General features: G+C 40.8%; 12 protein-coding genes. 5 read left to right on the top strand and 7 right to left on the bottom strand.

Annotation, left to right across the window (positions count from 1 at the left end; all coding sequences use genetic code 11):
* Positions 1-39 precede the first annotated feature (39 nt).
* The gene (locus tag NG22_RS04335; RefSeq protein ID WP_053404583.1) at positions 40-933 is read right to left on the bottom strand and encodes a 3-hydroxyacyl-CoA dehydrogenase family protein; all 894 of its coding nucleotides are present in this window, start codon (positions 931-933) and stop codon (positions 40-42) included.
* Between the two features lie 246 nt (positions 934-1,179).
* On the opposite strand from NG22_RS04335, the gene NG22_RS04330 reads away from it, so the two are divergent.
* The 4 genes from NG22_RS04330 (at position 1,180) to NG22_RS04315 (ending at position 5,072) form a co-directional block, all read left to right on the top strand.
* A complete protein-coding gene (locus NG22_RS04330; RefSeq protein ID WP_053404582.1) occupies positions 1,180-2,964 on the top strand; it encodes an ATP-binding protein in 1,785 nt (594 codons plus the stop codon).
* A gap of 452 nt (positions 2,965-3,416) precedes the next feature.
* Positions 3,417-3,956, top strand: a complete 540-nt coding sequence (locus NG22_RS04325) for an NUDIX domain-containing protein (protein WP_053406879.1) — start codon at positions 3,417-3,419, stop codon at positions 3,954-3,956.
* Positions 3,957-4,162: 206 nt separating this feature from the next.
* Positions 4,163-4,726, top strand: coding sequence for a GNAT family N-acetyltransferase (locus tag NG22_RS04320; protein ID WP_053404581.1), 564 nt, complete (start codon positions 4,163-4,165; stop codon positions 4,724-4,726).
* Between the two features lie 67 nt (positions 4,727-4,793).
* Entirely contained in the window at positions 4,794-5,072 is a 279-nt protein-coding gene (locus NG22_RS04315) for a hypothetical protein (RefSeq protein WP_053404580.1), read from the top strand.
* 476 nt (positions 5,073-5,548) lie between these two features.
* Here NG22_RS04315 and NG22_RS04310 read toward each other — a convergent pair whose 3' ends face one another.
* Together NG22_RS04310 and NG22_RS04305 are read right to left on the bottom strand one after the other, a co-directional pair.
* Entirely contained in the window at positions 5,549-6,334 is a 786-nt protein-coding gene (locus NG22_RS04310; RefSeq protein ID WP_053404579.1) for a DUF4249 family protein, read from the bottom strand.
* Positions 6,334-8,661, bottom strand: a complete 2,328-nt coding sequence (locus NG22_RS04305; RefSeq protein WP_053404578.1) for a TonB-dependent receptor — start codon at positions 8,659-8,661, stop codon at positions 6,334-6,336. Before NG22_RS04305 ends, NG22_RS04310 begins: the two co-directional genes overlap by 1 nt.
* A 206-nt stretch (positions 8,662-8,867) precedes the next feature.
* Between NG22_RS04305 and NG22_RS04300 the strand changes: the two genes are divergently transcribed.
* The gene (locus tag NG22_RS04300; protein WP_216597592.1) at positions 8,868-9,515 is read left to right on the top strand and encodes a nitroreductase family protein; all 648 of its coding nucleotides are present in this window, start codon (positions 8,868-8,870) and stop codon (positions 9,513-9,515) included.
* A 152-nt stretch (positions 9,516-9,667) separates the two neighbouring features.
* Here the strand turns inward: NG22_RS04300 and NG22_RS04295 are convergent, their stop codons facing one another.
* Genes NG22_RS04295 through NG22_RS04280 form a run of 4 tightly spaced genes read right to left on the bottom strand, consistent with a single transcriptional unit; the run spans position 9,668 to position 14,741 of the window.
* Entirely contained in the window at positions 9,668-10,099 is a 432-nt protein-coding gene (locus NG22_RS04295) for a hypothetical protein (protein ID WP_157600862.1), read from the bottom strand.
* A 37-nt stretch (positions 10,100-10,136) separates the two neighbouring features.
* On the bottom strand, positions 10,137-11,510 hold the full coding sequence (locus NG22_RS04290; protein WP_172674318.1) for a SusD/RagB family nutrient-binding outer membrane lipoprotein: 1,374 nt from the start codon (positions 11,508-11,510) through the stop codon (positions 10,137-10,139).
* 34 nt (positions 11,511-11,544) lie between these two features.
* Positions 11,545-12,264, bottom strand: coding sequence for a hypothetical protein (locus tag NG22_RS17555; RefSeq protein WP_053404574.1), 720 nt, complete (start codon positions 12,262-12,264; stop codon positions 11,545-11,547).
* A gap of 44 nt (positions 12,265-12,308) precedes the next feature.
* Positions 12,309-14,741 carry a SusC/RagA family TonB-linked outer membrane protein gene (locus tag NG22_RS04280; protein ID WP_053404573.1) on the bottom strand — a complete coding sequence of 811 codons (2,433 nt, stop codon included), beginning with the start codon at positions 14,739-14,741 and terminating at the stop codon, positions 12,309-12,311.
* Between the last annotated feature and the right edge of the window lie 32 nt (positions 14,742-14,773).

Genomic DNA, 14,773 nt, shown 5'->3' with positions numbered 1-14,773 from the left:
TGGAGGCTTCATGATAGTTTATGATTCGAGCAACACATCCTAAACCTTTAAAAACCTGGCCGAAACTTTTTCGGTCTTTTTGCTTTCCCGATAGTCATAAAAACCTTCCCCGGATTTTACCCCTAATTTCCCGGCAGTTACCATATTGACCAATAATGGACAAGGCGCAAATTTGGGTTTTCCAAGCCCCTCATGCATCACCCGAAGAATGGCCAGACAAACATCCAGCCCAATAAAATCCGCTAGTTGCAAAGGCCCCATCGGATGTGCCATCCCCAGTTTCATTACCGTATCAATCTCTTCCACCCCTGCGACTCCTTCAAATAAAGACTCAATGGCCTCATTAATCATAGGCATAAGAATTCGATTTGCTACAAAACCAGGGTAGTCATTCACCTCCACCGCTACTTTTCCCAGTTGTTGGGCTACTTGCATAATTTGTGCGCAAACTTCATCAGAGGTAGAATATCCCCGAATAACTTCCACTAACTTCATTAAGGGAACCGGATTCATAAAATGCATTCCGATAACCCGCTCGGGATTTCGAACACTGGCGGCCAATTTGGTGATAGAAATAGAAGAGGTATTGGTCGCTAAAATCGTCTCCGGATCACAATATTGTGATAAAGACTCAAAAATTCTGGTTTTAAGATGCTCACTCTCCGAAACCGCCTCCACTACTATTGACGCATTGACTACTGCCGCTTCCAAAGTCGTAAATTTATGTATACGGGCAAGGGTTTGATCCTTATCTTCTTCGGTAATTTTATCCTTAGCGATCAGTCGATCCAAATTTTTTGAGATGGTCACGGTTCCACGTTCCAGCACCGAAGGGTCTAAATCAACCAAATTGACTTCAAAGCCACTTTGAGCAAAAACATGAGCGATACCATTGCCCATTGTTCCTGCCCCAATTACTGCGATTAATTGCATATGTTTTGATTTTGGGTTTATACTAGAATTTAATAAAAAACCTTCAAAAGTTACCAATGCCACCCTTTCATGTTTCACCCATAATTATATTGATTCATCATTATAATCCGTTATTAACCCCATCATTCGCGCTCTTCGCAAAAAAAATCCATCCAAAAAGCAAAAAAAACAAATATTTTTTGACACACATTTCTGATTAAACAGTTTGTAATAAAAGGAAAATTAGTTTGTTACCCAACATTGCCTATGAGACTCGATAATTTACTTTTTTTTGGCATTCAGAATAGTACCGCCTTTGAACAAAAGGATAAAATTCAAATTTCAAATTTTATCGCTGGATTTTTGGCAGCCATCATCCTCCTGTATTCTTTTATCTTTTGGAAACTGGAATATTCAGCCCCCATCCCATTTGGCAGAATCTGTATTATTTTTGCCAGCCTATTGACTTTAACCCCCATACTTAACTATAAAAAGCGATATATACCCGCAAGACTCAATCTCATCTTAATTTCCAGTATTTCCATCTGGCTTTTCAGCATTTACCTGGGTTTTGATTCCCATATTTTTCTTTACTTTTTTTCCCTTATGATTCTGCCGCTCCTGCTGTTTACTTACGAACAACGGTCTTATATTTTCCTTTCCTATTTCATCATTTTCACCCTGCTCATTGCGGATGTGGGCTATAAGATGCATGACCAAAAAATCCTGCAAGATCAAACCATGTCCTGGTTGGCCATTTCCAATATCGTGACCGTTTTTATTTTCATTTGCCTTTATAATTACCTTTTCCTCAAACAAAAACAAAAGCAGGATGAATATCGAAACGCCAAAAATGAAGAACTGAAAAAACTACTGGAGGAAAAAGAGGCCAATGCCGAAATTTTGCTTAAGGCTAAAGAGGCGGCCGAATCCGTATCTAAATCCAAGGAGAATTTCTTATCATCGATGAGTCATGAATTAAGAACACCTTTAAATGCTGTAATTGGAATTACCAATCTGCTTATTACTTCTGACCCAAAAGAAGAGCAAATTGAGAACCTCAATATTATGAAATTCTCAGCGGATAACCTGTTGTCGCTGATCAATGACATTTTGGATTACAATAAAATATCTGCAGGTAAACTAGAAATAGAATCGATCCCATTTGATTTAATTGAACATGTCAAAAATCTCAAAGAGGCCAATTCATTTAAAGCCAAAGAAAAAGAAAATACCATCAAATTATTGATTGATCCTTCTATTCCAAAACTGGTAAAAGGCGATCCAACACGTCTTGCTCAAATCTTGAACAACCTCATTAGTAATGGCATAAAATTTACAGATAAAGGAAAAATCGAAATCAGAATTTATAAAGAAGGTGGCTCGGATAATAACCGCATCTGTTTTGAAGTTGAAGACAATGGCATCGGTATCAAAAAAGAAAACCAAACAAAAATATTCAAAGATTTTGAACAGGAAGAGTCTTCTACCAGCCGTAAGTTTGGAGGGACGGGGCTTGGGCTCTCCATTACCAAAAAACTTCTGCAATTAATGGATTCCGAGATTCGGGTAAAAAGTGAATTTGGACAGGGCTCCAATTTCTATTTCACTTTAAATATGGAACCTGTGGCCGAAATAGATGAACCTTTTGAAGTCAAAGAAAACAGAGCAGATCACAACCAACTCAAAAATAAAAAAGTGCTATTAGTAGAAGATAACCCCTTCAATATTAAAGTAGCGGAACAATTTCTCAAGAAATGGGAATTAGATTATGATTTGGCTGAAAATGGAGAAGAGGCAGTCCATAAGGTAAAGGAAAATTCCTATGACCTTATTTTGATGGATCTTCAGATGCCGGTGATGGATGGCTACACCGCCACTGAAAAAATCAGAACTTTTGACTCAAAAACCCCCATTTTGGCCTTAACCGCCTCTGCATTAATTGAAGTAAAGCAAAAGGTTAAAAAAGCTGGCATGAATGGATCGGTCACCAAACCATTTGTTCCTCAGGAACTAAGAGAAGAACTGATTCAAATCTTAGCGCCTTCCTGACAAAAAGTAACGCCGGTTTCAATACCTCCAAAGAAAATTTAGCCCGAATTATTCACCGCTAAATTCACTAAAGCAGGACAAAAAACTTAAAGCCAATCAGTAGCAGGTGTTTTTCTTTGATTATTATTAGCCCAAATTTGGCCAAAGCCAGTTTCTCCTTATTCATTTGCTTCCTTGGTAAAAAGTCGAAACAGAAAACTATGCCGTCATTTTTTCAGCCTTACAGCTAAAGGAGGATTTATGTATGATCAATCCGGCTTAGATCCTTGAATTTTCCCTGTTTTTTTAATCTATTGCTCCACAGCAATACTTTATCTTCCCTGTTGCAAAGAAGTTTTGGGAAGAATGCTGCCTTTATCGGTCTCCCAGGATCCAGAAAATATTCAATTTGCCATTGCAAGGCTTTATTGAAGCAAAACCAAATCATTACCTTTGGGGAAAGACAAAATTTTATGGCAAGCACCCAACCTAAAGATCAAATGCATTTCTGCCCCAAATGTGGTGGTAAAAGCTTTCCTTTCGAAGGGAAAAAATTTCAATGCGATTCCTGTGATTTCACGCTTTACATTAACTCTTCCTGTGCTGTAGCAGCATTGATTCTCAATGAAAAAGGCGAATTACTTTTGAGTAGAAGGAAATTTGCTCCCCTTGAGGGCACTTTAGATTTACCCGGAGGATTCGTAGATCCGATGGAATCTGCTGAAGAGGCCATCCGTCGAGAAATTAAGGAAGAACTCAATTTAGAAATTATAAAACTGGACTTTTTCTGCTCTGTTCCCAACGAATACATTTTCAAAGGTTTAAGTTATTACACCACCGACATTACCTTCATTTGCAAAGTCGACTCCTTCACCAATATGCATGTCATGGATGATATTTCTGAAGCCTTATTTATTCAACCCTTAGAAATAGATTTAAAGGAGGTAGGCGCTATTTCCATGAAAAAAATCATTCAGCAATTTCAGCAACACTATATCACTGAATTACAGTAATTTAATTCCCAAAAATCAACTTATGGCCTAATTATTGATCTGTGGTATAACGTTGGTAGTAAAACGAAATTGTTTTTTTACCCAATGAATTTTTGATCAAAAATGGTCATTGTTTATGCGCTAAAAGATTTTTCAACAAATATTTTTTTGTTGGGTAGCCGTTTCCTTAATTTTAGGAAGCGGTTTTATTTTTTATCCCATTATCTATGTATAAAACAATACCAGTAGCCACCAGCTATTATGAGCATCAGAAAGGAGCTCCAGTTTTCAGCTTACCTCAAAATGCCAAACTGCATTTATGGAAGCCCGATATTGAAGCATACTTGCACGTATACCGTAGCATCGGTGAGCCCTGGGGTTGGACCGGAAGAATTTTAATGCCACAAGAAGAATTAAAAGCCATTTTACAAGACGAAAACAATTTTCTTTTTCAATTAAGTTTGGAGGGTAATTTTGCCGGCTTTGCTGAATTTCAACAAGTAGCCACCGATTTCGAATTAGTTTATTTTGGGTTGCTCCCAAGCTTTATCGGCAAAGGCTTAGGAAAAGGGTTCTTATCAACCGCCTGTCAAATGGCTTATAAAGCTGGTGCATCACGCATTTGGTTACATACTTGCGAATTTGACCACCCTAATGCGGCTGAAAATTACCAAAAAGCCGGCTTTAAAAAGTACCACAGTGAAATTTGCCACGAGCCTTATGATGAAGATTTTTTAGAAAAATTTAAGCGGCAATTTCCGAGGCTAAACTTTACGTACGAAAAGCAATAAGTTAAGCTTTGAGCGAAACCCGGGCAAAATAATAAGGGTTAATAAACATATACCCATTATCAAGCCCATGAAAAAAATCTATCTCTCCTTCTTATTTTTCATTGGATTTTTTTTCTGCTTTCCTCCTGAAAATAAGCTCGTCGCCAATGAGGTTTACCCCGATTACCTCCCTTCTGATAAACAGATATTTGTTTTTCAAAAAAAGGTCATTATCATCGATCATCGTGACCAATTGGTATTCAATGGTAAGGTGAAAGAAATGACAACCATGATGATCCTTCTGTATAGAGAAAGTGATTACTTAACAACGATAGATGGTGTTGATTATCATTGTTTCTCCAATTAATGGAATATAAAGCGGATAATCTAAATCCGCTTTTTTTTTATTAACCATTCTTTTTGCTAATGAAACGCTCAGAATTACCGCAAATAACCCTAAAGAGCATCTTTATCTGACAAAATTCGCAAAGAAAATCTGAGGCGTCGTTGAAGTGATACCCGATTATTTAGAGGGAATGACGTGGCTATTGTTGAGAAATTATCCAAAATCGCTTCTAATAATTCGAATTTGCCGCCAGTTGGTGTACTTCTAAGCACGCTCTTAACCCAAATAATATACCGATAGATTCAGACAAGTAGCCTATATAACTTTATTTCAACTTGTTAAAATTGATTTTACCGATTTTCATTTAGCCCCAATTTGGGTAGGCTTTCTTTCTCCTCATTCATTCGCTTTCCGGGAAAAAACGAAATAGGTGAAATTCCCGCATTTATTCCGGCTTGCAGCTAAACGAAAATTTTAACAAGAATAATCGGGCTTCATCAATCCCCTCTGAAAATCACCCCGGTACTATCAATATTACCCAGCGTAAAATTGCCTAAAGCTTCCGGACTCCAATTATTGATTGGATTATAGGGCACTCCCGAACCCGGATTTAAATTTAAAATCTCCACCAAGCCAACATAGTAATCATAGGCAACCTGCTCTATAGCAATTAATTCCACCCGAACGGTATCATTTGGTAATAAATCCTCAATAGCCAGATTAAATGGAATCTGACGGCCATCGAATACCTGATCATCCGTTACCCTGAAGCCAATAAGTTCCTCCTCGTTGTGGTAAAATTTTACCCGATAATAATTCTCCACACCCCCGGGATCCGTAAAGAAAATAACGGCTTCCTTTTTAGGTTCCTGCCCGGGAAATACAATTTCCTCATCCCGAATTATCAGACTGTCAATCGTTACTTTGGCGGGCATCTCAGCCTGTGTATTGAAAGTCTTTCCCTGATGCATGACCTGTATGGTATATTGCTTACCGGCCTCCCCTTTTAAGAATCGACCTGCATAGCGGCCGGAGTCAAGTTCCTGCAAAATCTCACTTTCCCCATTTTGTCCTGCTATCATTATTTGTGCACCTTCCACAAAATTGAAGGAAGAGGCATTAAATGCACCTGATAGCGTTACCTGCATATAAGCGGTATCTCCTTCATGGAAATGGCCATCAAGTACATACAATTGGTCCGAGGTGCGTAACGGAAGATCAATAACCTGTTCACAGGAGGCCAACAGGCCGCAAAAAAACATGATCAAATAATACCTTTTCATCAGAATTTAAAATTATAAGTGATGGCAGGAACAAAAGAAAAAAGGGAAGTTTGAATGGCATCTACCTGTTCCGGATTGTCCTCATTTTCCTCAAATCGAATAAAAAAAGCATTGTATCGACCATACATATTATAGACTGAAAAATTCCAGGAAGACTCAAATTTTTTAGTTTTTTTCCCTTGCAGGGTCGCACCAAAATCCATTCGATGATAAGAAGGCATACGGTATCCATTACGCTCGGAATAAACGGAAATTCTTCTATCCTCTACTTTATATTGCCCTGTGGGAAAAGTAACGGCATCGCCTGTATTGTATACCCAGGTGGCCGATAACTCCCAGCGGTCATTTACTTTATACATCCCCACCAAAGAAATATCGTGTCGTCTGTCTTGCCGGGCGGAAAAAGGCTCCCCATTATTAATCTCCTCAAAAACCCTCCGCGTGGTCGACAAGGTGTAGCCTACCCAACCATTAAATCGACCATATCTTTTCTTTAAAAAAAATTCCATCCCATAGGCATAACCTTTTCCAAATACCAGTTGAGACTCCAAATAAGGATTTAATAAAATTTCTGCTCCATTCTTATAATCTATTTGGTTATCCAAATTCTTATAGTAGACTTCCACGGAAGATTCATATTTATTATCATTGAAATTACGGAAATACCCCAAGGCTACCTGATCGGCAATCTCCGGTTTTACAATTGGGGTCGTTGGAATCCATACATCCGTTGGGGAACCCGCTGAGGAATTACTCAACAAATGAAGGTATTGATAGGTACGATTATAAGATACCTTCAATGAGCTTTTTTTATTGATCACAAAATTGGCATTAAACCGAGGTTCCCAACCGACCTGTGTATTATAGAAAGTTCCTGATCCATAAGTCACCGAATCAAAGGGGACTTCCTGACCAGATTCAAATTGGTACTCCGTCATTGCTCCTACATTAGAAAAAGTAGACATTCTCAGGCCATAAGTGAGCTGCAGCCGTTCCCCTAATTTTTGTTCATAGGAAACATAAGTACCGGTTTCCACCGCCACTCTTCCCGGGACAATGATTGCATTAAAATTGATATTACCACCCGTCGGGGTTAAAGTTCCCGGAGTAAAATCATGTCGAATAATATTAAAGCCAAACTTGAGCTGATTATTATTGGATAGTGCCAAATTGAAATCTTGCTTAAAGTTCCAATCCTGAATACCGGCCGTAATATCAAAGGGAGTAGAACCCGAAGTCAAACCAATGTTATAAGTGTAGTCTGAAAAAATGATAGAGGTATTGGAGAAAAATCGATCTGAAAACAGGTGGTTCCAACGAAGAGTGCCTGTCCCATTTCCCCAATCCAAACCAAAAATACCACTACTTTCAAAGACATCTCTGCCAAAATACCCGCTCAGATAAAGCCGGTCTCTCTCCCCGATCCGATAATTCAGTTTAGCATTCAAATCATAAAAATATAGCTTGGAATCTTTCAATGCCGGATCTGAACTCAACTTTAAAAACAGGTCCGCATACGTTCTTCGCCCGGATACAATAAATGAGCCCCGATTTTTTTTAAGCGGTCCCTCCAGCGTTAATCTGGAAGAAATTAATCCAACACCACCTTCTGCCCCAAATTTTCGATCATTCCCATTATTCATTTTCACATCTAAAACAGAGGAAAGTCTTCCCCCATATTCAGCTGGAATACCGGATTTGTATAATTTCAAACTTTTTACCGCATCAGAATTAAAGACGGAAAAAAAACCTAATAAATGAGAGGCATTGTAGACCGGAGCTTCATCCAAAATGATCAAATTTTGATCTGAACTTCCTCCTCTCACATAAAATCCGGTATTGCCCTCCCCGGTAGAGGAAACCCCAGGCATTAATTGTAAGGTCTTTAATATATCCTTTTCTCCAAAAAGCACCGGAATGGTCTCAATACTTTTTGGGGAAAGGGAGACCACGCTCATTTCGTTTTTAACCACATTGGCATTCGCCGCTTCTCCGGAAATTACCACTTCCTCAAGCGTTTTAGTTTCCAGGGGTAGTTCCACACTTAGCCGCTCATTCTTTTGTAAAGAGATCTTCTTTTCCAACGTCTGATAGCCCAGAAACTGAAATAAGAGCACATGGTCACCCGCAGGTAGGGAAATGGTATAAAACCCATAGGCATTGGTATTAACACCGATCGTCGTTCCTTTAACGACTACATTCGCAAAAGGCAATTCTTCTCCTGTAGCAGAGTCTCTCAAATACCCGCTTAGGGAGAAATTTTGCGCCGACAAACTAAGCGTCCCAAGGGAAAACAAGAGCGTAATAAATGTTTTCAGGGAATTCATATTTTTATAATAGGTTAAAGTCTAATAAGCGAATAATCTAAGTAAACTGTTGCACAAAACCGGAAAGATTAGAATATGATTAGGTTAAACTTTATAGATGGTGAGATAGGCAGACAATAGGTCTTTTTTTCCTTTAGCACCATGAGGCTGCCCCAACAAATAATTCTTAATCCCTTATTCTTAAGAAGATTCCCTATCTTTGAAAAATGAATGCAACACAAACAGCTCAAAGCCTTTCTTTTGAAGAGATCGTCAGAAGTCGGCGTGCCATGCGGCGATTTGACCAGGAGGCCAACTGGGACCCTGAAGTCATTGACAAATGCCTGGATTTAGCCATTCAGGCTCCGAACAGTTCCAATATGCAGTTGTGGCAATTTATCAGGATAACAAAAGCCGAAGCCATTCAGGAAATGTCTCGTCTTTGTATGGGACAGGGTTCTGCCGCAAATGCCAAAGAAATTATTGTCTTCGTGGCACGACCAGATTGGTGGAAAAAACATGCCCAGTTCAATATCTCGAAAATTAAAGCGCAGGAGAGTAATCCCAAAAAACTGAAACGCGCATTAGAATACTATGAAAAGTATGTCCCTTTTTTTTATAATCAGGACAGCATGGGAATTTTAGGTTTTTTCAAAAAAATCCTTGTGAATTTTATGGGCATAAAAAAACCTATGATGCGAGAGGCGGGCAGAACGGATATTCGCATTTCCATTCACAAAAGCGTCGCTTTAGCCGCAATGACTTTCATGTATGCCTTAAAAGGAGAAGGCCTTGACAGTTGCCCCTGGAGGGGTTTGATAGTAGAAGGGTCAAAAGATTTCTTCAATTACCTGCTAAGGCAGAAATCAACATGATCATCCCCTGTGGGAAGGGAGTTGCTGCAGGTATTTATTCCCCAAAGAATCGCCTTCCTTTAGAAGAGGTATACAAGATATTCTAAAAAAAGGGATTGAAAAAAGGCGACCAAAAATTGGCCGCCCTTTTCAGTTTTTCATTCCTATGAGCACTATTCAGTTTCTTCAGGCTCTGGTACCGGATCAGCAGCGAAAACCGTGAAGTTTTTTTCCGAAGGAGTAGAACTCTCAATAAATACCAGGGTAACGCTGGCGCCATCCTCGGTAAGACCAAAATCTGCCAAATCGCCGGTAAAACTTCCTTTTCCATCTGAAATGGTGATCGAGGCATTATCAAATGTGCCTTGAGCGGAAGGCAGAGGAACCACTTCCATGGAGGAGACTGCCGATGCATTCGGGCCCGAAAGCTCTACATCCACCGTAAAGGTTTCATCGGTGGTCAAGACTTCTAATCCAAATGGTTCAAATCCACCTCCATCCGGAAATGCAATGATTACCCCAGGCCTGGACAAAGTCGCAGTTCCTTCAAAATATTCCTCCGCATCGCAGGACATTAGAAAAAGTACTGCTAGTGAAAGTATCATTATACTGAATTTCTTCATTGTCTTTTGCATTTATTTTTTACTCCCAACCTAACTCAGGTACCAATGGAGGGCCTGAGGGGTTATTAGCATCAAAGTTTTCCTTATTGAACAATTGCTCATTGATGGGATAAGGCCATCTGTTTGGAATGTCCCCTCCGGATTGTTCCTGACTGGCCCCTTGCGCTGGAGAGAGTGCAGGGAAACCAGTTCTTCTCAAATCATTAAAGGTCTCAGGCTGATAGAACAGTGCTACATATTTCTGAAGAATTAAGCCTTCTAAATCTGTAACAGAGGCCACCTGAGCATCCACAAAATCATCGTTTTCAACACCAGTCACTACTTCCACGGAGGAACGGATGGCCTCTCTCAACGGGGTTTGGTAATCTCCTCCCTGTCTTAACAATACCTCTGCCTCAATGAATTTTACCTCGGAATAGGAGATAAAAGGAACGGTCGCACTACGATTGTTATAGAAGGGACCTGCTTCTGAACCTTCAGAATCATCGCCAGCGGGAACACCTATATATTCTCCGGTATCTCCAAATTCCGCCACAAAGAAGGGTAAACGAGGGTCACTATTCGCTTTCATCAACTCTACAAAAAACTCCCCCATTCGGGTATCCCCTCTTTGATCGATAAATTGAAATAAGGGGTGAGATTCTGTAGGAGACTCCGAGAAGGAAGCAAAAGTTAATTCCTCCGCTTCGGAGGCAAAAGAAACTTTAGCAGCCTCTAAAGCATTTACCAAATCTCCTCGGTGTAAATAGTATCTGGCGTCTAGAGCGAAAGCGGCTTTTATCCACAGCGGAGCATAATCTGTATTCACGGAGGCATAAAAATAATCTTCACTACCCACTGGCAAATCCGTCCGAACCGCTAAAGCCGCTCTGGCATCCTGCAATAAACTGTGAACAGAACTGTAAATTTCATCTCTGCTATCATAGGCAGGAGCTAAATTCTCAGTTCCCAGACCCGCTTCGGTAAAGGGAACATTACCCCACATGTCAGAGGCAAGTCCAATCATATTAGCCTGCAAAATTTTTCCTACAGCGCTATAATGTGTCGCACCCTGAGCGTCAGCTAAATCAATCAACACTTTTAGATCGCGAAAAGCACCCCGATACATCTGATTCCAGGCAGAGTTCACATCTGAACTTGTAAAGTTATATCTTCCAATAACTAAAGATTGCCTAGAAACACCATTGAAGTGCTGGGTAAACATGGCATTATATCGGGCCATATCGCCACCATATAAATAGGCTTGCCTTACCTCAATGGTCGGCAAAAGTGCCTGTACCGGTACTGCATCTGGATTAGCGGGGTCCACATTGAGATCTCCAAAATCACAAGAGGAAACCCAGGCCAAAGATACCAGCAGCACCAGGGACTGAATTATATTTCTAAATTTCATTTTCATAAGGTTTAGCTTAAAAATACCGACCTGATTAGAAGGTCAAAGTCAAAGAAGCTGTATAGGATTTGGTATTGGGGTTCACAAAATATTCCAAACCAACGGCATTTTGTGAAAGCCCGTTACCTCCTGTACCCGTCAAGTTCGCCTCCGGGTCAATACCATCATAGGTGGTGGTTAACCAAAGGTTTCTACCCGTAAAGGTCAGGTTAAGTCCAGATAGCCCGATTTTGGAAATCATTGGTTTTGGGAAATCATAACCCAAAGACAATTCCCTCAAACGAACCCAGGTAGTTTCTTCCACAAAGTGCTCATCCACTGAACCAAAACCACCACCATTACTTTGATACCAATTTTGATCCAGCACCACCTGTTTGGTATTAGGTTGTCCTGTTTCGGTAACTCCATCAAATATCACGGTCTCCCCTCGGTTTTCAGTCAATTCAGACATACCGAAGAAAGTTAATGCTCCTTTGGTCCCGTTCCACATGTCCCCTCCTTGGCGAAAATCTAACAAGAAACTTAAAGTAACACCTTTCCAATTAATAGTATTTCTCCAGCCAGCAGTGAAATCCGGAATAGGATCTCCGATAACACCCTGATCAGGCGCTGCCAGTGGGAATCCATCATCACCGATAATGATTTGACCTGCTTCATTTCTTTGAAAGACCCCTCCGCGAAGTACCCCATAAGGCTGGCCTGCTTCCACATAAGAACCTGTTCCTACAAAACCTCCCAACTGAACATTGGTCAAGCCCGGAGCTAATGAATTTACCGTATTTTCATAGGTGGTGAAATTTACATTCGTATTCCAATACCAGTCACTAGTGCGAAGGATATCTGCATCAAAAGTAATTTCCCAACCGGTAGACTCGATTTCCCCCCATTAATGATGGTTGACCCAAAGCCTGTGGCAGAAGAAAGCTGAGCATTTACAATCTGATCTGAAGTAATCGTATTATACCAAGTCACATCAAATCCGAAACGATTCTCCAGGAATTTCATTCCCAAGCCTAACTCCCAAGTAGATTGTGTTTCTGGCTTGATATCATCATTTCCTAAACCATTTTGCTGGGTAAAGCCGTTCACCCCACCAAAAGGGAAACCAACCCCATTAGTTGAACCATCAGAAATTTGGTTAGTGGTACCATCCAATGCTGCTCCCTGAAAGTAATTTTGGGTTGCATAAATCGGGGCATCTCTTTTTACCTGCCCCCAACTTGAACGGAACTGACCAAAACTAATCGCCTCTACATCCAACAATTCAGAGAAAACAAAACTCAAACTGAAGGTAGGTTGGAAGAAACTGTTATTTTGATCTGGCAAAGAACTTGACCAGTCATTACGACCGGTAGTATTCAAAAATAATAAATCTTTGTAAGCAAGTTGAGCATCATAATAAACTCCATGACGACGAAGACGATTCGTATTATCTGTAGAGAACACGGAAGCCGCATTGGAGATATTGTCAAAATTGGGCAATGACAAATCATCTCCCTGAACAAATAAAGAACGGTTCCTGGTGTTAAAATAATTATAACCCACAATTAACTGTCCACTCAAAAAGGAGGTGAAGTCCCGACTAAAAGTAGCCAAAAGATCAGCCGTAAGATCCTGATTGGTGATTCTCCTTTCAAAAACCTGTCCCGCAGTAAAGTTACGAGAATTAATTTCTGCATGCTGAGATCTTTCATCAGAATAAAAGTCATTACCCATACGCCCCACAATCGTAACCCATTCAGCTGGGGAATAATCAGCCTGTAACATGGCAATTACACGGTTCACCTCATCATTAAAAGGGATATTATTAATTACCCAGAATGGATTATCATAGCCTATTCCTCCGCGGTAATTACGTTGGGTGCCATTAGGAAACTCATAAGCAGAAACCTCGTCTACCGCATCACTCCCAAAACCATTGGAATTATCAAATGATGGCGTAGTCCGGATCAATCCTAACATAATACCAGAAGTATTGGAACCCTGCTGTACCCTTCGTGAATTGGAGTTGGTATAAGTCACCGTAGTAGATAACTTGAATTGATCAGAGAATCGATGATCTGCCGAAATTTTACCGGTGATACGCTGATAATTTGACAATGGAATCACTCCCTCATCTCGTGTAAAACCTACAGAAGTATAGTAGGTGGAACGGTCGGTACCACCACTAAGGCTCACATAGGTATCGTTTGTAAATCCTGTCCCGAAAACATCATCAACATTATCATAAGCACGCATGGGGGTAAAATCTAATCCTTGGGCCTCTGCATCGGCACGGGTGAAAACCGCTCCATTTTTATCATATTGATTTTCAATGGAAGGGACCCAAACCAAATCAGATATCCTCGGACCCCAGGAGCCGGACTGTCCGGTTTCAGGACCCTGGTACACCCCTGCAGAACCCTGGGCAAATTCATCATTCAAATCATGCATCTTATTGATTTGACTCCAGGTGTTCGTTTGTCGAACCGTCAAACGCATCTTCTGATTAACATCCCCTTTTTTGGTGGTAATAATAATCGCACCGTTAGCAGCACGCATACCATACAGGGCAGTAGCAGCTGTACCTTTCAATACGGTCAGGGATTCTACATCATCCGGATTAATATCAACCATACGGTTAGAGTTGGCAACCCCTCCGGTAGCATCTCCACCGGTTCCGCCATCCCCTGAACCGGCACCACCAGTAACTGAGTTATCGACCGGAATACCATCAATAACAAAAAGTGGGGAGTTATCACCAGTAATAGAGGTGTTTCCCCGAATACGAATGGTGGAACCCGCACCCGGAGTACCAGCGTTTTGAGTCACATTCACCCCGGCGACTTTGGCATTTAAGCCCTGTACTAAATTCGACTCACGCGAAGAAACCAAATCATTGGCTTTTACTTCTTCCACCGCATAGCCCAGGCGTTTTTTATCCCGCTCAATACCCACGGCCGTTACCACTACCTCGGTGAGTTGTTTGATATCCGCTGTCATGGTCATATTAATCTGACTTTGAGATCCGATACGAACCTCTTCGGTAGCCAAACCAATAAAGCGGAAAATTAATACTCCTCCGGCGTCCGGGACGCTGATAGAGTATTCCCCATTAATATCTGTGACTGTACCTGTTGACGCTCCCTTCAACAAGACATTCACCCCCGGGATTGGGTCTCCCGAGTCGCGCGCTGTCACTGTTCCCCTTACCGTCCGGTCCTGAGCCCAAGCGGTAGAAACAGCTAGCATGCAAATGAAAATTAAGAGTAATTTTTTAGGCA

Source organism: Persicobacter sp. CCB-QB2 (assembly GCF_001274635.1).
Classification (GTDB): Bacteria; Bacteroidota; Bacteroidia; order Cytophagales; family Cyclobacteriaceae; genus Persicobacter; species Persicobacter diffluens.
The sequence above is the reverse complement of the archived record's forward strand: the minus strand, read 5'-3'. Positions and strand labels throughout refer to the sequence as shown.

Coding starts and splice junctions, on each gene's coding strand:
- NG22_RS04330 (WP_053404582.1), top strand. CDS start 1,180: ATGAGACTCGATAATTTACTTTTTTTTGGCATTCAGAATAGTACCGCC.
- NG22_RS04335 (WP_053404583.1), bottom strand. CDS start 933: ATGCAATTAATCGCAGTAATTGGGGCAGGAACAATGGGCAATGGTATC.
- NG22_RS04310 (WP_053404579.1), bottom strand. CDS start 6,334: ATGAAAAGGTATTATTTGATCATGTTTTTTTGCGGCCTGTTGGCCTCC.
- NG22_RS04325 (WP_053406879.1), top strand. CDS start 3,417: ATGGCAAGCACCCAACCTAAAGATCAAATGCATTTCTGCCCCAAATGT.
- NG22_RS04295 (WP_157600862.1), bottom strand. CDS start 10,099: ATGATACTTTCACTAGCAGTACTTTTTCTAATGTCCTGCGATGCGGAG.
- NG22_RS04280 (WP_053404573.1), bottom strand. CDS start 14,741: ATGCTAGCTGTTTCTACCGCTTGGGCTCAGGACCGGACGGTAAGGGGA.
- NG22_RS04300 (WP_216597592.1), top strand. CDS start 8,868: ATGAATGCAACACAAACAGCTCAAAGCCTTTCTTTTGAAGAGATCGTC.
- NG22_RS04320 (WP_053404581.1), top strand. CDS start 4,163: ATGTATAAAACAATACCAGTAGCCACCAGCTATTATGAGCATCAGAAA.
- NG22_RS04305 (WP_053404578.1), bottom strand. CDS start 8,661: ATGAATTCCCTGAAAACATTTATTACGCTCTTGTTTTCCCTTGGGACG.
- NG22_RS04315 (WP_053404580.1), top strand. CDS start 4,794: ATGAAAAAAATCTATCTCTCCTTCTTATTTTTCATTGGATTTTTTTTC.
- NG22_RS04290 (WP_172674318.1), bottom strand. CDS start 11,510: ATGAAATTTAGAAATATAATTCAGTCCCTGGTGCTGCTGGTATCTTTG.